We start from the raw sequence: 20,752 nt of genomic DNA, 5'->3' as shown, positions 1-20,752 counted from the left end.
TTAGTCTTCAATAAGATCCATACTCAGATAACGCTCTCCTGAATCGGGAGCAATTACAAGTACCTTTTTTCCTTTACCGATTCTTTTTGCTACTTCGATCGCTCCATGAATTGCTGCCGCTCCTGAGAGTCCTACAAAAATACCCTCATTCTTCGGCAAAGCGTTGAACATTGCTACAGCATCTTCATCGGCAAGTTGGATAATCTCATCATAGACGTCTGTATTCAAAATTTCAGGGACGAATCCAGGACTAGTACCGACTAGTTTGTGCTTGCCTGGCTTACCACCAGATAGAACGGGTGATCCCTCAGGCTCTACAACTGCAATATGTATTCCCAGAATTTTTTCTTTCAATACTTCACCAGTACCTGTAATAGTTCCGCCTGTCCCTGCTGTTGCCACAAAGACATCCAGCTCCCCTTCCATTTGCTCGATGATTTCCAAAGCTGTTGAATGTCTATGGACATCAGGATTCGCCTCATTCTCAAATTGTTGAGGGATGAAGCTTCCTGGAATCTTCTCTTGCAGTTCAAGTGCTTTTTTGATAGATCCTGGCATCTTTTCATCGTTCGGAGTCAGATAAACTTCCGCACCGTAAGCTTTCAGAACATTTATCCTTTCTTGCGTCGAATTGTCCGGCATGACAAGAATTGCTCGGTATCCTTTAGCTGCAGCAGCCATAGCAAGTCCAATCCCTGTATTTCCACTCGTCGGTTCAATTATTGTAGCTCCCGGCTTAAGCAAGCCTTTATCTTCAGCATTTCGAATCATATTATATGCAGCACGATCTTTAACACTTTTTGAAGGATTAAACATCTCCAGTTTTACATACACATCAGCTGCCCCCTCGGGTACGAGGCGATTCAATTTAACAACTGGTGTATTTCCAATCAGTTCTGTAACAGAGTTAGCGATCTTCTTCATTGATTCCATCCCGCTTTCTTAAATACAAGTGGCTTTCTATGAAATCATCATATCAATTTTTAGACTAGCATGACAATCATTCCATCTTAAAAATAACAAACAGATACAGGTTTTATAACCTGCATCTGCCTATTAATTCTATCTGAGATACGACTTTCCACGCTCATACCACTGCTTCATCTCATTCTCAGGAACGAGTAAGCCCCCCGTAGACCATGCGATATGATTAATTTTTGACGGGTCGGCCCCAATCTTCTCTACATAATCAGCAACTTTTTGAGGTCCGAATAATCCTGCTGTAGCTGAAGGCTCAACGTATATGTTTTCAGCATCGGCAAGTCTGGCAAGCATCTCAAAGAGCTCTTCATCTCTTATTGTATAATTTCCGCTGATGAGCACATTGCTTATTGGCGTTGCAAAGATCGACGGTGTACCAACAGCTAGTCCATCCGCTTCTGTACGATTCGTTATACCGAAATCCTGGACACTTACTTTGTCCATTTCACCAGTCAAAATTCCTACAAGGACAGAAGGTGATTCAATCGGTTCCGCAAAGAAACAATGGACATTGTCTCCGAATACTTCTTTAAGACCAAATGTTATACCACCAGGTGCTCCGCCGACACCGCAAGGCAAGTAGACAAAAAGCGGATTTTCAGCATCTACTCGTACACCTTGCTCATCCAACTGCTCTTTCAGACGGAGAGCAGCGGTACTGTAACCGAGATATAACTCTTTTGAATCTTCATCATCAACAAAATATCCATTTGGATTTTGATTCGTTTCATGACGACCAGCTTTAACCGCTTCACCGAAGTCTCCTTCAAATTCAAGAACAGTGGCACCTTTTTCACGCAACAAATCTTTTTTCCACTGTTTTGCGTCACGTGACATGTAAACGTCGACTTGGAAACCAAGCTTGGCACTCATAATTCCAATGCTCAGACCCAGATTGCCAGTTGAGCCGACACCAATTGTATACTGGCTGAACAAATCTTTCATCTCTTCATTAAGAAACTTGGCATAATCATCTGTCTTTTTAATTTTGCCTTCTTTTAATGCAATCTGCTCCGCAAAGTAGAGCACTTCATAGAAGCCACCACGCGCTTTGACCGAACCGGCAATTGACAAAGCATGATCACATTTCAAATAAAGATTACCAGACACTTTAAGCTCTTTCTGAATCTCCGCGATATGCTGTAAAGGAGATTCAATAATCCCTTTACTCGCTGCTGTTTCTGGAAAAGCTTCCATAAAGAAAGGCTGAAAACGATGCCAGAGAGCTTCTGCCTCCAAAATATCTTCCATATTTACAGGGAGGTTTTTAATTTCATCAAATGGTTTTCTGTTCGGATTAATCCAGCTAACTGGCTCCCGGTCCATTAACTGTTGAATAAGTGGGAAATTTCTTTTGTATTCATTTAATCTTTGCTGCTCCATTGTCATAATGTCATCATCCTTTTTTGACCAGGCAGCTAATGATTATAGATGATCTATTTTCTCAAGGGGCTCAGTTGCAGGACCGCCGATGACTTCACCTGTTGCACTAAACCTTGACGCATGGCATGGGCAATCCCATGTGAGGTCACCGTCATTCCATTTCACTCCGCAGCCCATATGAGTACAAGAAAGATCAATGTAATGAAGCTCACCATTTTCATCTTTGAATACTCCAATATCCTTATCATCTTTCTTGATCACGGCCGCCTGGTTGTTTTTTAGATTCTCAATTGTTTTATTCGCGCCGTATGTCTTCACCGCTTCATTTTCTCCGCTTGAAGCTGTCCATTCCTCTCGCTCACGCTGTGGGGAGTAGAGAGCGATATATGGGTTATCATTTCCCATGATCAAGTCCTTTATAATCTGGGCACCAGCTGTTGAATTGGAAAGCCCCCATTTGCTAAAGCCGGTCAATACGTATATATGGTCGGTGTCCTCATGCAAATGCCCAACTAAGGGAATATGATCTGGTGAGAAGTAATCGCGAGTGGACCAGCGGAATGCCGGTTTTGTTAAGCCCAAATGCTCCTCTGCGTAAAGAGCTGTCCGATTGTACCTTTCCTCCTCGGACATCCCGTCACCTGTAGGATGGCTTTCACCGCCAACAAGTATATAAGATTCTTCTCCGACTTTCACGTTTCGCATTGTCCATTTGGGCATTTCCGCAGTAATATACATTCCTGTCGGAAGCTGCTTGTCTGTCTTGAACGCCATTGCGACTGAGCTTTCAGCAGACATATTATTCACATAAAATTTATTTTCAGCATATACAGGGAAATGTGTAGCAATGACAAGGTCACTGCAAGTTATATTGTGCTCTGTCCCTGTTTTGCAGACGATCTTGTCATCTGTCTTCTCTACATCTTCAAGCGATGTGTTCTCAAAAATTCGTACACCCGCATTTTCCATTTCATGAATTAAGCCCTTCAACCATTTCCCAGGATGGAACATCGCTTGATTGCGCATGACAGGCGATGCTACAGCATCACTGAAAGCAGGACTTCCTTCAATCACATCTCCATCAATACATAATTTCTTATAAGCTTCAGCTTCTTTTTCAAGCGAGGATTTCATTTCTTGCTGTTTCGTAAAAACATAACTGTCTTCCCTTAAAAAGTCACAATCTATTCCTCTTGCTTCCGCCCAAGATTCGATTGAACTAATCGCATTACAGTTCGCTTCATAATAAAGTTTGGCTATGTTTTCTCCATATAGTTCAATTAGCTTTGCATAAATTAAATAATGTTGCGCCGATAATTTCGCTGTCGTATAACCTGACGTACCACTGAGCAACGTGCGAGCTTCCAGTAATACAACATTTTTACCTTCTTGAGAAAGAAGGAAAGCGGTTGTTATCCCTGCAATTCCTCCACCAGCGACTACGATATCTGCTTCAATATCTTCTTTAAGTGGTTTAAAAGAGGGCTGCTCCACCGTTCCGTTCCAAATCGATTCATGTCTTGTACTCATGTTATGCGTCAACTCCTTTATGAATGTAATTGCTAAAAATGCTGTTCCCTTTTGAATTCCTAATAAACACGAGCATTTCTCAGAAATCATAAAAAAGCCCGTTATACCTCATGTTCCAGCTTATATACCTATAAGCATAAAATATATACCCTTGAACTTTAAACATATACCCTATAAAGTATTTTGATTATTGCAAGGGTATTTAGATTATCCAGGAGGTATAGACAGATTTTATTGGGTATACAAAAACCCGGCTGCCGTATTTCGCTGGCAGCCGGGTTTTCTATACGTATGAATCAAACTAACTTTGCAATTCTTTCTAAATCTTTTTCTAAAAGTGTTGTCCTGACGATTTCCCTGTCGTATTTCCACTCAGCACGTTCAAGTGGACACTCTATTTCTACATCACATTTGATTGCAGCAAGTTCCCTAGAAACATGCAACATGTCCAAATCATTTTCAATTTTTGTTCTTACTCCTTTAGGAAGCTGATCCAACTGTTCAAGAATCAAGTCAATCGTCTTATGTTCCTGGAGGAGTTTAAGTGCAGTCTTTTCACCGATCCCTTTAACTCCTGGATAGTTATCAGAAGTATCCCCCATCAATCCTTTCAAATCAATAATCTGACTAGGTTGGAGTCCTCTCTTTTCTTGGAAATTATCAGCTGTAAACACTTCATAATTTCCCATTCCTTTTCGCATAATTGCCACTTCAATGCCCGGCTGTACAAGTTGAAGAATATCCTGATCTCCTGTTAGGATTGTTACTGTATTATCAACCGCATACAACTGTGCCAATGTTCCGATACAATCATCCGCTTCAAAATTGTCAATACCAACATTGGGAATTTCAAGAATCTCAGCGACCTCTTTTGCCATTTCAAATTGCGGAATTAGTTCTTCAGGAGGAGCACCGCGATTCGCTTTGTAATCTGTAAAAAGTTCTGTACGGAATGTTTTACTTCCCATGTCCCAGCAGCAGATTAGATGTGAAGGCTGGAAATATTCAGCCGCATCAAGCAAGTATCTAGTAAATTGGTAAACTCCATTGGTTGGAGTTCCACTATTGTTAAGCATGAAATTACCTCTGAATGAAGTTGCAAAAAAGCCACGGAACAGCAATGCCATACCATCAACGAGCATTATATTTTTCAAAAAGAACACTCCTTTAGTTTACATAATTATATTATAACATAGTAAAGAAGAGTGCCGAATGACCAGCACTCTTCTTTACTCAAACAGGATAAACGCCATGCTTACGCTTTGTGAACTGAATATCTTTTGTACTATATGTTTCATAGCGGCGAGAAAGTTCCTTGCGTAATTGATCGGGCTGTACAATATCATCGATGACAAGCTCCGAAGCAAGTCGATAAATATCAATTTCTGCTTTAAATTCATCTTGCTTCTCTTTAATAAAAGCAGGCCTTTCCTCTTCAGGAAGTTCCGCAATTTTATTAGCATAGACAGCATTTACTGCAGCCTCTGGTCCCATTACCGCAATTTGAGCTGTAGGAAGTGCCAGACAGGCATCTGGTTCAAACGCCGGACCGGCCATAGCATAAAGCCCAGCACCATATGCTTTTCTAACAATGACAGATATCTTTGGTACAGTCGCTTCACTCATAGATGCAAGCATCTTGGCACCATGGCGGATAATACCCGCTTTTTCTACACTAGTACCAATCATGAAGCCAGGAACATCTGCAAGGAATAGGAGCGGAATGTGGAATGCATCACATAGTTGAATAAATTTAGCAGCCTTATCAGCTGAGTCAGGGAAAAGTACCCCGCCTTTTACACGAGGCTGGTTCGCGATAATACCGAGAGGCATACCATTCATTCTTGCCAGCCCCGTAATAATTTCGCCTGCGAAAAGCTTTTTAATTTCCACGAAAGAGTCTTCATCAATGATTCGAGCTATCAAGTCATGCATATTGAAAGCAGCATTCTGGTTTTCCGGCAAAATATCAGCGATACCTTTTTCAAATTCTTTTGGCTTTACGATATCTGAATGAGCAGGCTTCTGTCTATAATTTGCTGGGAAGTAACCTAAATATTTACGAGCAAATTCGATTGCTTCTTCTTCAGTTTCCGCAAGCACATCGCCACACCCAGATATACTACAATGCATGCGGGCACCACCCATCTCTTCCAAGCTGACCTTTTCGCCAATTACCTTTTCGGCCATGCGTGGAGAGCCCAAATACATAGAAGCGTTCCCTTCAACCATAACGACAATATCACAAAATGCTGGAATGTATGCTCCACCCGCCGCTGATGGACCAAAGAGCAAACAGATTTGAGGGATGCGCCCTGACAATTTGATCTGATTATGGAAGATCCGCCCGGCACCTCTCCTGCCAGGGAACATTTCAATCTGATCTGTAATCCGAGCACCTGCTGAATCAACAAGGTAAATAAGCGGAATTTCCAGTTTTTCAGCTGTTTCCTGCATGCGTATAATTTTTTCAACTGTCCGTTTTCCCCATGATCCTGCTTTTACAGTGGAGTCATTGGCAATAGCGCATACCTTTTGCCCATTGATCGTCCCAATTGCCGTCACTACACCATCGGCCGGCAATGTTGGATCTTCACAATTTGCAAAAATAGCATCCTCTATTTCAGTTCCTTCATCAAAAAGAAGTTCTAGACGTTTTCGTACGAAAAGTTTGCCTTTTTCTTCATTCTTTTCATGGTATTTCTCTTTTCCGCCTCTTTTAATTCGCGAAGTAACTTCTTCATGTTTATCCAAATAGGACATAATTCCACTCCTTGGAGCTATTTTCCTTTGTAGCATGGTTTGCGCTTTTCTTTGAAAGCTTGCAAACCTTCAATTCGGTCTTCAGTATGTAAGGTTTGTAGATAAAGCTCGTGTTCCAATTGCAAGCCTGATTCAAGTGAAGTTTCCAGACCAGCCTCAATTGCCTTCTTAGCGAGACGCAATGCAATAGGTCCGTTTCCAGATATATTGTCAGCTATTGAAAGAGCCGCCGGCATAAGCTCTTCCGCCTCAACAAGTTCTTCAGCAATCCCTAGAGAAAAAGCTTTCTCTGCAGTCACTGGCTTTGCTTCGAAGATCATTTTCTTAGCCATGCCTTTTCCAATTAAGCGGGGGAGTCTTTGAGTGCCTCCTCCTCCAGGAATAATCGCTAGGCTAGTTTCTGTAAGCCCGACTTTTGCGTTTTTAGAAATGACTCGTAGATCACATGCAAGGGCAAGCTCCAGGCCTCCGCCAAATGCCGCCCCATTAATTGCTGCAATCGTAGGCATTGGCAAAGATTCGATTTTACGGAAGGTGTCACCGATAAGCTTAACCGTACTCTTTACCTGTTCTCCATTCATTTCACGTCGTTCTTTCAAGTCAGCACCGGCACAAAAAGCCTTAGACCCGCTGCCAGTTATAATCAAACAATTAAGTAAATCGTCTGCTTGTATCCGGTCTAGACATCCATTCAGTTGATGAAGTAATTCCAGAGATAAAGCATTCGCCGCTTCTGGACGATTTAATTTAAATACTAAGGTATGTTCAGAAATCTGCTCGACAGCAATCCATTCACTCATCCAAGCACCTCTCTAAGAGCAGCATTAAGCTTCAAGCGTGATGAGAACATCGCCCTCATTTACAAAGCTGCCTTCCTCTACTTTAATCTCTTTAACAATACCTTTAGATTCAGTACTAATCGGAATTTCCATTTTCATTGATTCGAGAATAACTACGTCTTGACCAGCTTCGACAGTCTCTCCCGCTTCGACAACTATTTTCCAAACGTTCCCTGCCATACTAGCTTTAATTTCATGCATTATTGCTTCCTCCTATAAACATGCAAATCTTGATGTAAATTTTTGTAAAATCCGTTTAGTTCTATTTTTTGCTATTCGGCAAATAATACTTTGCTACAAAATCTGTTGTCGTATTTCCATCTTTGAATTCAGCAGATTTTAGAATATCAAGGACCATCTGCTTATTCGTCTTAATCCCTTCAATCTGCCATTTTTCAAGACCTGCAATCAAAGCATCACAAGCTTCTTCACGATTTTCACCTCTTGCAATTACCTTGGCAATCATCGGGTCATAAAATGGTGTCACCGTATAGTCTTCAACAACGGCAACTTCATTGCGCAGGTTCTCCATTTCCGGCACAATCAATGTTGTAATTTTGCCAGGGGAAGGGAAAAACGTGTGCGGATCTTCCGCATAAATCCGAGCCTCTATAGCATGACCTATGCGTTTCACTTCAGACTGATCAATCAATATCGCTTTTCCTCTTGCCACATTCAGTTGCTCTTGAACAATATCAATACCTGTAACTTCTTCTGTTACAGGATGCTCCACCTGAATTCTTGTATTCATTTCAAGGAAATAGAAATTTTCCTGTTCGTCAGCAATAAATTCAAAAGTTCCAGCATTCACATAGCCAATTGATTTAGCAGCATTTACTGCACTCATGCAAATCTCGTTTCTTGTCTGTTCAGACAGAAAAGGAGAAACTGCTTCTTCAATTACCTTCTGGTTGCGACGCTGTATGGAACACTCACGATCGAACAAGTGTATAACATTTCCATTATCATCCGCAATAATCTGTACTTCTATATGCCGAGCGTTTTCTATTTTTTTCTCTACGAACATAGAGCCGTCGCCAAAGAATCTTTTGGCCCTCTCGGAGTTGCTGGCAAATGCTTTCACGCACTCTTCCCGATTAGCAGCAGATACCATGCCAATTCCTCCACCGCCAGCGGCAGCTTTCAGCATAACCGGGTATCCAATCTTTTCTGCTGCTTCTACCGCTTCTTCAGCAGATTCCACAGCTTGATCAGTGCCAGGAACAACAGGCATACCTGCTTGTTTCATAAGTAATCTTGCTTCAATTTTATTACCCATTTTTGCAATGACTTCAGGCGAAGGCCCTATGAATGTAATGCCTTCCTCTTTACAGCGTTTGGCAAAAGCTGCATTTTCACTAAAGAAGCCATAACCTGGGTGGATTGCCTCTGCACCTGACTGATTAGCAATTTCAAAAACCTTATCCATGTCCATATAGCTCTCTTCGACACGAGGCGCACCAAGCAAGTATGCTTCATCAGCCTGCGACACAAAAGGAGCCTCTTTATCGGCCTCAGAATAGATTGCTACAGTCAAAATACCGAGTTCTTTACATGTACGAATGATTCTTGATGCAATTTCACCACGATTTGCAATTAGAATTTTTCTCATTGACAATTCCTCCTGCGAGCTGTCAGCAGCCAAGATGTTTCGCAATGACAATACGCTGGATTTCTGAAGTTCCTTCACCAATCACAAGCAATTTCGCATCACGCAAATGACGTTCTACACCATTTTCACGCATATAACCATATCCGCCGTGAATCTGAATGGCCTCATTCCCCGCTCTTACTGCTGTTTCTGATGCGAATAGCTTAGCAAAACTTGCTTCTTTCGCAAAAGGTTTGCCTTGATCTTTAAGCCATGCTGCCTTATGCACCATGTTGCGCGCAAGTTCAATTTCCATCGCCATATCAGCAAGCTTGAACTGAATTGCCTGGAATTTTGAAAGTGAATTACCGAACTGGTTGCGTTTTTTAGAGTAATCGAGAGAAGATTCAAAAGCTGCAGATGCAACTCCTAGGGAATTGGCGCCGATTGAAATACGCCCAGCATCCAGTGTCTGCATAAAGAACTTATATCCGTCCTCTTTGCCGCCCAGCAAGTTTTCAGCAGGGACACGTACATCTTCAAGATTAATTTCAGCAGTGTCCGAGCCACGAACGCCCATTTTGTCGTAGTCGCTCTTAATTGTGACACCAGGTGTATCCGTCGGTACAAGAATTCCAGAAATCCGCTTTCTTCCATTAGCCGTTTCGCCTGTAATAGCAGTTACAAGGATGACACTTGCATAACTTGCATTCGTAATATAGCGTTTTTGGCCGTTGATGACATACTCACCGTTCTCCAGCACTGCAGTAGTTTCTGTACCTGATGCATCTGATCCCGCCATTACTTCAGTCAAACCGAATGAAGCGAGTTTTTTGCCGCTGATCAAATCAGGAAGCCATTTTTCTTTCTGTTCTTTTGTCCCAAAATTGTAGATAGGACTAATGCCGAGAGAAATGGATGCAGCGTAGCTCAATCCCGTACTGGCACAGGCTTTGGCAATTTCTTCAACAGCTAGCATATATGAGAGTGTATCTCCGCCTGCTCCGCCCCATTCTTCACTGAAAGGAATCTTCATGAATCCTTCCTCGCCAAGTTTTTTGAAGATATCGACTGGGAATTCTCCCGTTTTGTCAATTTCTAGAGCTCTCGGTTTTATATACTTTTCAGCAAATTGTGCTGCTTTTTCTTTCACTGCGCGCTGTTCCTCTGACAATTCAAAATCCATGCTCGCACCTCCGTCGACTAATTGTTGCTTTTCTGCGCAAATGGTTTGCTACAGGCAATAATTTTGTGCGTCCTTACAGCGGCTGCTTTATCTTTTGTATGGAAGATGAAGCTTCCGTTGCTCGTCCGCTCACTGAATGGCAATTCTTCCGGATGAATAATAGCCGTCTGTCCATTCTCCGCTTCTACGAAAATGTCAGTCTTTTCTACTTCCGTGATGAAAAAGCCAATCAGTTTATCTTGCTTAGTTTTCAATTCGCGGAACATGATTTGGCCACGTTGTGCCCGTTCCGCCATTTTCAATTCTTCAGGTTTCATTTTTTTCTGTGCACCGCGTTTTGTTACTGTCAAAAGAGACCCTTTCGCTTTATGAGCGACTGTACCTCCTCCGACAATATGTTCACCAGCCTGCAATGCCATCGATTTTACCCCAGCTGCACGCTGGCCAATGACTGGAATATCCGATTCCTTGAAACGCAGGCCATACCCTTTGTTGGAGGCAATAAATATATCTTGCTCTCCTTTTGTAAGAAATACATCAAGCAATTCATCTTCTTTTTTCAAATTAAGAGCGATCAGCATTCTTGTATAGCGTTGTGCCTCATAAAGATTCAGTTCGCTTCGTTTAATCATACCATTTTTCGTTAGGAAAACGAGATATTTTGACTCTTTAAAATTACGGATTGGTATAATCCTTACGATGTGTTCATCACTGTCAACAGTAGCGATATTGGAAATATGCTGTCCAATATCCTTCCAGCGGATTTCCGGCATTGCATGAACTGGGAGTGAAATATACTTTCCTTTGTTTGTGAAGACCAGCACATTATCAGTCGTATTTATTTCAGAGAGACCAATCAGATGATCTTGTTCCTTCATTGCGGGTTCTTCACCATTCGAAGCTCCATATGAACGCAGGCTTGTGCGCTTCATATATCCGTCCCTTGTTACTGAAACGATAACATCTTCACTAGCGACTGTTACATCTATATTAAAGTCAAGCTCTTCAATTTCATCTTCAATAACTGTTTTCCTAGGCGTAGCATATTGCTTTTTAAGTTGACGAAGCTCCGATTTAATTGTTGAAAGCAATTTTTTCTCACTATCTAAAATTGCTTTCAACTTGGCAATCTGCTCTCTCAGCTCCTCAGCTTCACCCTCGAGCGCTGTAATATCAGTATTCGTCAGACGATACAACTGGAGTGTAACGATTGCTTCTGCCTGACGCTCCGTAAAGCCGAAAGTCTTCATAATCGAGTTCTTTGCATCTTGTTTATCCTTGGAAGCGCGGATTAGTGCAATAAGTTCATCCAGGATAGATATGGCTTTAATCAAGCCTTCAACAATATGAGCTCTCGTTTCAGCACGGTTTAAATCAAAGCGTGTTTGCCTAGTTACAACTTCTTTTTGATGTGCAATATACGCTTCAATAATACTTGAAAGTGAGAGCAATGATGGCGTTTTATCCTGAATTGCGACCATATTGTAATGATAGGCAATCTGCAAATCTGTGTTCTTATAGAGATACTTCAGGATACCGTCACTATTTGCATCTTTTTTCAACTCAATAACGATACGCAGCCCAGTTCTATCTGTTTCATCTCGAACTTCTAGGATGCCTTCAACCTTTTTATCCGCGCGCAATTCATCCATCTTCTTAACAAGGTTAGCCTTGTTAACATCGTATGGTAGTTCTTCAACTACAATTTGCTCACGACCGTTTCGCAATTTCTCAACTAAAGCTTTAGATCTGACTACAACTTTCCCTTTTCCTGTTTCATATGCTTTTTTTAATCCGGCTCTTCCTTGGACAATGCCCCCTGTAGGAAAATCGGGACCCTTAATAATGTTAAGCAACTCATCCGTTGGCAAGTTCGGTTTGTCAATTTTCCGAATGACTGCATCAATAACTTCTCCAAGATTATGCGGCGGAATATCTGTAGCATAACCGGCTGAAATGCCTGTTGAACCGTTTGCCAGTAAATTCGGGAATTTAGCTGGCAAAACTGTCGGTTCTGCAGTTGTATCATCAAAGTTCGGTACAAATTCAACTGTTTCCTTCTCAATATCCTTCAATAGTTCTGAAGCGATACTTGAGAGTCTTCCTTCCGTATAACGCATGGCAGCTGGTGGGTCTCCATCAATACTTCCGTTATTACCGTGCATTTCCACGAGAATATGACGCATTTTCCACTCCTGGCTCATTCTCACCATTGCTTCATAAACAGATGTATCACCGTGTGGATGATAGTTACCGATAACTGTACCGACAGTTTTAGCGGCTTTTCTGAAATTCTTCTCATGCGTATTCTTTTCAGCATGCATAGCATATAAAATACGTCTCTGAACAGGTTTCAAGCCATCTCGCACATCCGGCAACGCTCGATCCTGAATTATATACTTACTGTATCTGCCAAATCGGTCACCAATCACTTCTTCAAGAGGAAGATCCAGATACTTCTCCGTTTTTGCCAAAGCGTATTCCTCCCTCAATTACATATGAATCCGGTCGTTCTCCAGTATACTTGCTTCTTCATTCATTCCGAACTCCACGTTGTTCTCTATCCATTTTCGTCTTGGCTCCACCTTGTCACCCATCAACGTCGAAACTCTTTTTTCTGCCCGAGCCAAGTCTTCTATCGTTACGCGGATCAAAGTGCGTGTAGCCGGGTTCATAGTCGTTTCCCATAGCTGGTCGGCATTCATTTCCCCAAGGCCTTTATAGCGCTGAATCATATATCCATTTTTGAATTCGCTAAGAACTTTCTGAAGTTCATCTTCTTCCCATGCATACGCAACTTTCTCTTGTTTGCCTTTACCCTTGGACACTTTATAAAGAGGCGGCAGAGCAATAAATACTTTACCGGCTTCAATTAGTGGACGCATATATCGATAGAAGAACGTAAGAAGCAGGACTTGAATATGTGCACCATCCGTATCGGCATCTGTCATGATGACGACTTTTTCATATTGCACATCTTTCAGATCAAAGTCACCGCCGACACCTGCACCAATTGTATGGATAATCGTTGATATTTCTTCATTTTTCATAATATCTTCAAGTTTTGCTTTTTCTGTGTTAATGACTTTTCCCCGCAGAGGCAGAACAGCTTGGAACTTTCGGTCCCTTCCCTGTTTAGCTGAACCTCCAGCTGAATCACCCTCAACCAGGTACAGTTCATTACGATCAGGGTTCTTTGATTGAGCAGGAGTCAATTTACCGCTCAACAATGTATCTCGTTTTTTGCGTTTTTTACCCGAACGAGCATCTTCGCGCGCTTTCCTCGCTGCTTCTCTCGCTTCTTTTGCTTTAATCGCTTTTCTAATAAGCAGGCTCGCTGTATCTGCGTTCTCTTCCAAAAAATAAGATAAGTTTTCAGAAACGATAGAATCTGCAGCTGACCTAGCTTCAGAGGTTCCGAGTTTTCCTTTTGTCTGCCCTTCAAATTGGAGCTTCTCTTCAGGAATCCGAACAGAGATGACTGCAGTCAATCCTTCTCTTATGTCTGTACCCTCAAGGTTTTTTTCTTTTTCCTTAAGCAAATTGTTTCTGCGTGCATAATCATTGAACACACGGGTGATTCCGCTCCTTGCTCCTGATTCATGAGTTCCGCCATCCTTCGTTCGAACGTTATTAACGAAAGACAGCATGCTTTCGGCATAACCATCGTTAAATTGGAAAGCAAAATCGACTTCAATTCCGTTCTGTTCACCTTCGAAGAAAACAACCGGATGGAGAACATCTTTATCCTCATTCAAATATTCAATGAAAGACTCCAGACCGTTCGGATATTCAAATACCTCTTCAGTATCCTTCCGCTCATCCTTCAAGTCGATTTTTAAGCCTTTCAAAAGGAATGCAGACTCCCTTAAACGCTCAGAAATGATTTCATTATCAAATATTGTTGTAGAAAAAACCGAAGAGTCCGGTTTGAAACGGATCTTTGTTCCTTGTTTCTTCGTCGGACCAAGCTCCTCAAGGGGACCTATTTCCTTGCCTCCCTTTTCAAATCGCTGGCGATATTTCTTTCCATTACGGAAAATCTCCACTTCCATCCATTCAGAGAGTGCATTTACGACAGAGGCCCCTACACCATGCAGACCGCCGCTCGTCTTGTAGCCTCCTTGGCCAAACTTTCCTCCTGCATGAAGCACAGTGAATATGACTTCAGTCGTCGGCCTGCCAGTCTGATGCATACCGGTCGGAATTCCCCGGCCGTTGTCCTCAACTGACAGACTCTTATCTTTATGAATTATTACTTTTATTTCTGTACCATAGCCAGCCAATGCCTCATCAACTGCATTATCGACTATTTCAAAGACAAGATGATGAAGTCCTCTGCTGTCCGTACTGCCAATATACATTCCCGGCCGCTTCCTGACAGCGTCAAGACCTTCCAATACCTGTATCGAATCATCCGAGTAATTGATCTGTTCTTTTGCCAAACGAAACTCAACTCCTTAACTAACAATAATAGAACAAACGTTTGCAAAAGTAAATGTGATAGCTGTCCGTCCTGCTTAAAACACGAACCCCATTATACTACAAAATATTTTTTGATGTCATATTTGCCTTTGCCAAAAAAACAACCCTTTGAAACGATATATTCCAAAGGATTGCTGAAAAACGCTATTTGTTAATAATTTCATTTTTCACAAGATACTCACGGGCAACTTCTTCTGCAGGTCGATCTTTGTAATCAACCTCATAATTCATTGCACGCATTTCCTCATCCGTAATCTTTCCTGCAATCTTATTAAGCGCTTTTTTTATATCGGGATGTTTGTCAAGAGTTTCCTCACGCATTAGTGGAGCTCCCTGATATGGAGGGAACAAATGCTTTGGATCTTTTAGAGATACAAGACCGAGTTCTTTCACGTAGCTATCTGTTGCATAGGCGTCAATTACCTCGACTTCATCTTTTTTGACGGCCTTTTTCCTAAGACCCGGGTCCATTGTCTTAACTGTAGCAAAGTCTATGCCATAAAGCGACTTCATACCTCTATAGCCATCTTTTCTGTCTTTGAATTCTAATGTAAAGCCGGCTTTTAACCTATCTTCTACCGAGCGAAGGTCACCAATTGATTCGAGGTTGTATTTCTCTGCCAATTTAGATTTTAACGCCACCGTATACGTATTATTAAATTGCATTGGCTTCAAATAGGCCATATTATATTTTTTCTTCATGCCTTCTTTGGCCTGTTCGTATACTTGAGCAGCATCATTGCTTCTCGCTTTCTGTTCTAACTGCGTCACGATTGCCGTACCGGTGAACTCAGGATAAATATCTATATCACCATTTTGAAGAGCTTTAAATACGAGCGAAGTCTTTCCGAGACCTGGCTTCAACTCCACTTTCAAATCTGTTTTATCTTCAATGAGAAGCTTGTACATGTTGATTAAGATTTCTGGTTCAGCACCGAGTTTTCCACCAATTACTAGGTCCGGCTTCTTGTTAATACTCACCACGGACGGAACGACGGCGAGCAAAAGAACGATTACAACCATTGAAATAAATGCTTTCATTCCCGCTTTTTTTGTTGTACGCTCGATTCCACGCAATAGTAGATCAAGTAGAATTGCAAGAATGGCCGCAGGAATCGCACCGAGCAGAATTAGATTGATGTCCGCGCCTCGATCCAATCCCAGCAAAATAAGTTCTCCCAGACCACCAGCGCCAATCAAAGCTGCAATTGTTGCTGTTCCAACGATGAGCACCATAGAAGTCCTGATACCAGCCATAATAACCGGAACAGCGAGAGGCAGTTCAATCTTCATTAATCTTCTGAAAGAATTCATCCCCATACCTGTAGCCGCTTCGACAAGAGCCGGATCAACACCTGTAATTCCTGTATATGTATTACGTAAAATTGGCAGTAGCCCATAGATAATGAGTGCAATAATTGCCGGTATCCGTCCGATACCAAAAAGCGGAATCAGGAAAGCGAGTATTGCAAGACTTGGTATCGTTTGTAATATAGCTGTCACCCCGATTACCGGTTCTGCTACTCTCTTATAACGTGTTAGCAGAAGACCTAGCGGCACAGCGATTATCATGGCAATTACAAGTGCGATGAGCGACATCTGGATATGTTCCAGAATTTTTTCCAACAATACATCTTTACGAGTTTGGAGTACATGAAGGAAACTGTTCATTGCAAGGCACCTGCTTCCCCTTGATTCTTAAGATAGTCAAGTATGTTACGCTCATTAATAGCCCCTACCAGTACTCCCTGGCGCACAACTGGATAAAGCGGTAACTCTATTTCTTGAATACGTCCGACTGATTCTTCAATGGAAGTATTCACACAAATCGGTCTAAAATCCACTTTCTTACCTTTATAAATGAGATATTCGTATTTTTCCTCTGTATTTATGACAATTCGAAAATCCTGATCATGACTGTCGACCATATCTTCCATATAAACAATGTATGGTCTTGCCACAGAATTGTCGGCCAGATCACCGATTTTTCTATTCCAAATTGAATTGGCGTCGTTAATGAAGTTCGCAACAAAATCATTTGTGGGAAGTGCCATCATTTTTTCCGGTGTATCACATTGTTCAACTATGCCATTTCTCATGAGACAAATCCGATCACCTAATGTGACCGCTTCTTTAATATCATGAGTGACAAAAACGATCGTTTTCTTAATCTCCTGCTGCAGACGTCGCACATCTTCCTGTAACTGCTTGCGACTTATTGGATCCAATGCGCTAAAAGGCTCATCCATAAGTATAATATCTGGATCTGCCGCAAGAGCCCTTATTACTCCGACCCTTTGCTGTTGTCCACCTGACAGTTCATCAGGATAACGCTTTAGATATTCATCAGGATTCAAACCAATCATATCCATTAATTCTCGAGTTCTATCGCTTTTACGACTAAAATCCCATTTCTTCAAATCAGGAACTATGTTAATGTTTTGCTCAATCGTCATATGAGGGAAAAGTGCTATTTGCTGCAGCACATATCCGATATTCCAGCGCAATTCATGGATATCATATTCTTTTATATTTTTATTATCGATCAGGATATCTCCGTCTGTCGGTTGTATAAGCCGGTTAATCATTTTAAGAGAAGTCGTCTTGCCACAGCCACTCGGTCCGATCAGCGTAACAAGTTCACCTCTTTCAATAGTCAAATTCATTTTTTTGACAGCATAGTCGTTTCTATTATAACTTTTGCTAACATTCTTAAATTCAATCATGCCATCTCTCCTTCTTCTTTGATTAAGTATGTGAGAATTTCACATTCAACAGCATGATAACTATAAATTCGGTTCTTTCCAGGGCCCAAACATGATAAAATGGACAAGCAGCAATTGTACTATATAACTTAATTTGAAAGCAGGAATGAATATGGATTATGCGTTATTTGGACTGATCGCCTACTTGATCGGCTCTGTTCCTACCGCCCTTATTGTCGGCAAAGTCGGCTATAACATTGACATACGCGAACATGGCAGTGGCAATATGGGCGCTACGAATTCATTCAGAGTCCTTGGCTTCAAAGCTGGCACGATTGTAACAATCGGAGATATTTTAAAGGGGACACTCGCCACATGCATTCCTCTTCTTTTCGATACAGACGTAAACCGACTCGTTATTGGGATTTTTGCAGTAATCGGTCATACGTATCCACTATTCGCCAAATTCCGCGGTGGAAAGGCAGTTGCGACATCTGCTGGGATTATACTTGGAGTTAGCCCGCTACTTTTCTTGATTACGATAGTTACTTTCCTTTTAGTTCTGTATCTGTCGAAATATGTATCACTTTCCTCAATTCTGACTGGCGTCGTTGCAACTATTACAGCCATTATTATGCAGGAAACAAGTCTTACGGTCGTACTTGTCATCTTAACGTTGTTTGTTATCTATCGTCACATAGCAAATATAAAAAGAATTATTAACAAAACAGAACCGAAGATTACCTGGATGTAACACTTCTTAACAAACCCGAAAAGATTGAATATTACCAGTCTCTTAAGTATACTTTGATTAAGCTTTTTTTACGAGAAAGGGGTCCCTGTCATGGACAAAACACAAACGATTGCTCGATTGCAATTGCCAAATAAAAAAGAACGTCACCAATTATTCGGGTCAGTCGCTCCAGGACCGAAGTCAAAACCGACAGAAAAGAGCAAAATGCCCGATTTACAAAATATAAAGAAAGATTTCCTTTTTGATCTTGATGTCTGCGGAGTTTCCAATATTAAATACCCTATCTCAGTCAAAAGCATCCTAAAGCCGGAGGTACAGACAACAATCGGTACATTCCGCTTCTCTTCAACAATTGAGAAGACGAGTAAGGGAACCAATATGAGTCGTTTCATGGAACAGCTCAATAAATATCATGAAGTGGGCTTTACGGCTGACTTTGCAACAATGCGACTTTTTACTAAAGAGCTTGCAGAGCGGCTTGAGAAACCAGATGCTGAAATTGAAGTTTCGTTCCCATGGTTTTATGAGAGACGCGGCCCCCAGTCCGACCTAGCCGGAATGAATCACGCAAACGTCACTTTAAGAGCTGTGTATGACGAAAGAAAAGGTTACAAGTTCAGTGGCAGTCTTTCTGTCCTTATTACGACATTATGCCCATGCTCAAAGGAAATTAGTGAATATAGTGCTCATAACCAACGAGGAAATGTAACAATAAATATCGATTTCGACGAGAATTTTGACGATGAATTCTTCGATTGGAAAGAAGCCCTTCTAGAAGCAGCTGAAAGCAATGCAAGTGCAAGGCTCCATCCAGTTTTGAAACGTCCAGATGAAAAAGTCGTTACAGAAACAGCATATGAGAATCCTCGCTTCGTTGAAGATATGGTTCGACTCGTTGCAGCAGACTTGTATGAAATGGACTTTGTACGCAAGTTTGAAGTCATTTGCCGAAATGAAGAATCTATTCATATGCATGATGCGATTGCCAGCTTGACTTATGACAAAGCGCTTGAGGAAGCAGGCGAATAATCACGTGAAATTAATTTTCATTGGACTGGTCAGATTCTATCAAAAAGCGATCAGTCCGCTTAAACCTCCAAGTTGCCGGTTTTATCCTACCTGTTCCTCATACAGTATTACCGCTTTTCAAAGATTCGGTGTTTTCAAAGGTATGTATTTGACTATCAAGCGCATATTAAAGTGCCACCCTTTCCATCCGGGCGGCATAGATCTGGTACCCGAAAAAGTAGATAAATAAACAGGAAAGCAGGTGGTTTTCGGATGAAATTGACTGTTTCTGATCATGCAGCTACTTGGTATAAAGAAGAGCTTGAGCTTAACGATGGCGATCATCTTCGTTTCTATGTAAGATACGGCGGATGCGGTCTGATCTCTGGCTTTTCTCTCGGGGTTAAAGCAGCCCCTCCTAAAAATCCTCTCGTTCATTCGCTAGCCGACAATATACTATTTTTCATCGAAACAGATGATGCATGGTATTTTGAGGGAAAAGATTTGCATATTAGCATGGAGAGTAAGATGAATGAACCTGTGTTCCACTATAATTAGTAGAACTAATAAACGGCAAAGAAACCTATGATTTTTTTCTCATAGTATTTCTTTGCCGCTTTTTTTATGCTATTCCATAACATTTGCTTGATATGCTTCGTGCCAATCAGGAAACTTTTTACGTAGAGAAACAGGGCGGAAACCGTCCTTTTTTACGATGACATGCTCTGATGAACCCGTTACAAACTTTTCATCGTTTACTTTTACATTATAAGCATAGACAGAACGGATTCCATCATAACTTGCAAGCCATGTTTCAACGGTAGCAATGTCTCCATATTTTACCGGTTTCAGATAGCTAACCTGAATATCTGTTACCGGAGAAACAATACCTTCTTTTTCCATATCCGCATAGCTAAAACCAAGTGACTCAATGAATTTCGTTCTAGCTATTTCAAACCATACAAGATAATTTGCATGGTAAACGACGCCCATCTGATCTGTTTCCTGATACCTGACTTCTATTGGTGTTTTTACTACATGCATTGCCGATCTCCCTTTCAACTTGCGCAAAGTATACTTTAAATAGTTTAGCATAAATAAAAGAGAGTATGTTGATGCCCTGCCTGAAAGAAAAAGGACTGCACCGATTAGTAATCGGTGCAGTCCTTTTCCATATTATTGATATTTATTGGCGTTTTCAGCCTCATCAAGCAACTCAGCGCGCATACCTTTAAGTGCTTCACGTCGACGTTCATTTTTATCGGCAATTTGACTCTCTTGTGTGCCATTTCCATTCTCCATCGTCTGTTCAGCTTTGCGGATATTTGCTTCTGTGTCCTCGATCATGGAAGCAAGCTTTTCTGCATTATCCGAACGGTCATCGGGCTTTGGCTTATTGTAATCTTTCATTTATAACATCCTTTCCTGTCTGGTCTGGATTAGATTCTCCTATAGAGCCCGATTTATGTATCCTTTATTATTTAAATTGTTGGCAGCAGAGATTATATTGTATTAGCACTAAAATTT

The 20,752-nt window shown here is 41.4% G+C and carries 19 protein-coding genes; 4 read left to right on the top strand and 15 right to left on the bottom strand.

Annotated features, from left to right (window positions below):
* From cysK to QR721_RS06745, 13 genes are all read right to left on the bottom strand, one after another.
* Positions 1-924, bottom strand: coding sequence for a cysteine synthase A (gene cysK, locus QR721_RS06805; RefSeq protein WP_348029690.1), 924 nt, complete (start codon positions 922-924; stop codon positions 1-3).
* Positions 925-1,062: 138 nt separating this feature from the next.
* Positions 1,063-2,370: a D-serine ammonia-lyase gene (gene dsdA / locus QR721_RS06800; protein WP_348029689.1), complete on the bottom strand. Its 1,308-nt coding sequence runs from the start codon at positions 2,368-2,370 to the stop codon at positions 1,063-1,065.
* A 36-nt stretch (positions 2,371-2,406) separates the two neighbouring features.
* Entirely contained in the window at positions 2,407-3,894 is a 1,488-nt protein-coding gene (locus QR721_RS06795; RefSeq protein WP_348029688.1) for an FAD-dependent oxidoreductase, read from the bottom strand.
* Between the two features lie 296 nt (positions 3,895-4,190).
* Positions 4,191-5,036 carry a 5'-3' exonuclease gene (locus QR721_RS06790; protein WP_348029803.1) on the bottom strand — a complete coding sequence of 282 codons (846 nt, stop codon included), beginning with the start codon at positions 5,034-5,036 and terminating at the stop codon, positions 4,191-4,193.
* A gap of 91 nt (positions 5,037-5,127) precedes the next feature.
* The gene (locus QR721_RS06785) at positions 5,128-6,657 is read right to left on the bottom strand and encodes an acyl-CoA carboxylase subunit beta (RefSeq protein ID WP_348029687.1); all 1,530 of its coding nucleotides are present in this window, start codon (positions 6,655-6,657) and stop codon (positions 5,128-5,130) included.
* A gap of 17 nt (positions 6,658-6,674) precedes the next feature.
* Positions 6,675-7,457: an enoyl-CoA hydratase-related protein gene (locus QR721_RS06780; protein ID WP_348029686.1), complete on the bottom strand. Its 783-nt coding sequence runs from the start codon at positions 7,455-7,457 to the stop codon at positions 6,675-6,677.
* A 24-nt stretch (positions 7,458-7,481) separates the two neighbouring features.
* On the bottom strand, positions 7,482-7,697 hold the full coding sequence (locus QR721_RS06775; RefSeq protein ID WP_348029685.1) for an acetyl-CoA carboxylase biotin carboxyl carrier protein subunit: 216 nt from the start codon (positions 7,695-7,697) through the stop codon (positions 7,482-7,484).
* 61 nt (positions 7,698-7,758) lie between these two features.
* On the bottom strand, positions 7,759-9,108 hold the full coding sequence (locus tag QR721_RS06770) for an acetyl-CoA carboxylase biotin carboxylase subunit (RefSeq protein ID WP_348029684.1): 1,350 nt from the start codon (positions 9,106-9,108) through the stop codon (positions 7,759-7,761).
* Positions 9,109-9,130: 22 nt separating this feature from the next.
* Positions 9,131-10,273, bottom strand: coding sequence for an acyl-CoA dehydrogenase family protein (locus QR721_RS06765; protein ID WP_348029683.1), 1,143 nt, complete (start codon positions 10,271-10,273; stop codon positions 9,131-9,133).
* A 17-nt stretch (positions 10,274-10,290) separates the two neighbouring features.
* Positions 10,291-12,747 (bottom strand): DNA topoisomerase IV subunit A, encoded by a 2,457-nt coding sequence (parC, locus tag QR721_RS06760; protein WP_348029682.1) that lies wholly within the window; start codon positions 12,745-12,747, stop codon positions 10,291-10,293.
* A gap of 18 nt (positions 12,748-12,765) precedes the next feature.
* On the bottom strand, positions 12,766-14,718 hold the full coding sequence (parE, locus tag QR721_RS06755) for a DNA topoisomerase IV subunit B (protein WP_348029681.1): 1,953 nt from the start codon (positions 14,716-14,718) through the stop codon (positions 12,766-12,768).
* Positions 14,719-14,902: 184 nt separating this feature from the next.
* Entirely contained in the window at positions 14,903-16,429 is a 1,527-nt protein-coding gene (locus QR721_RS06750; protein ID WP_348029680.1) for an ABC transporter permease/substrate-binding protein, read from the bottom strand.
* A complete protein-coding gene (locus QR721_RS06745; RefSeq protein ID WP_348029679.1) occupies positions 16,426-17,484 on the bottom strand; it encodes an ABC transporter ATP-binding protein in 1,059 nt (352 codons plus the stop codon). Before QR721_RS06745 ends, QR721_RS06750 begins: the two co-directional genes overlap by 4 nt.
* Positions 17,485-17,635: 151 nt before the next feature.
* Between QR721_RS06745 and plsY the strand changes: the two genes are divergently transcribed.
* From plsY to QR721_RS06725, 4 genes are all read left to right on the top strand, one after another.
* Complete coding sequence (plsY, locus tag QR721_RS06740) at positions 17,636-18,217, top strand: glycerol-3-phosphate 1-O-acyltransferase PlsY (protein ID WP_348029678.1); 582 nt, start codon at positions 17,636-17,638, stop codon at positions 18,215-18,217.
* A 90-nt stretch (positions 18,218-18,307) separates the two neighbouring features.
* Positions 18,308-19,246, top strand: a complete 939-nt coding sequence (folE2, locus tag QR721_RS06735) for a GTP cyclohydrolase FolE2 (RefSeq protein ID WP_348029677.1) — start codon at positions 18,308-18,310, stop codon at positions 19,244-19,246.
* A 4-nt stretch (positions 19,247-19,250) separates the two neighbouring features.
* Positions 19,251-19,475, top strand: coding sequence for a membrane protein insertion efficiency factor YidD (gene yidD, locus QR721_RS06730; protein WP_348029676.1), 225 nt, complete (start codon positions 19,251-19,253; stop codon positions 19,473-19,475).
* Positions 19,476-19,498: 23 nt separating this feature from the next.
* Entirely contained in the window at positions 19,499-19,783 is a 285-nt protein-coding gene (locus QR721_RS06725) for a HesB/YadR/YfhF family protein (protein ID WP_348029675.1), read from the top strand.
* Positions 19,784-19,852: 69 nt separating this feature from the next.
* On the opposite strand, the gene QR721_RS06720 is transcribed toward QR721_RS06725, so the two are convergent.
* Together QR721_RS06720 and QR721_RS06715 are read right to left on the bottom strand one after the other, a co-directional pair.
* Positions 19,853-20,269, bottom strand: coding sequence for an acyl-CoA thioesterase (locus QR721_RS06720; protein WP_348029674.1), 417 nt, complete (start codon positions 20,267-20,269; stop codon positions 19,853-19,855).
* Between the two features lie 132 nt (positions 20,270-20,401).
* Positions 20,402-20,635, bottom strand: a complete 234-nt coding sequence (locus tag QR721_RS06715; protein ID WP_348029673.1) for a small acid-soluble spore protein Tlp — start codon at positions 20,633-20,635, stop codon at positions 20,402-20,404.
* Positions 20,636-20,752 lie beyond the last annotated feature (117 nt).

The sequence above is a fragment of the Aciduricibacillus chroicocephali genome, assembly GCF_030762805.1.
GTDB classification, from domain to species: Bacteria; Bacillota; Bacilli; order Bacillales; family Amphibacillaceae; genus Aciduricibacillus; species Aciduricibacillus chroicocephali.
The sequence above is the reverse complement of the archived record's forward strand: the minus strand, read 5'-3'. Positions and strand labels throughout refer to the sequence as shown.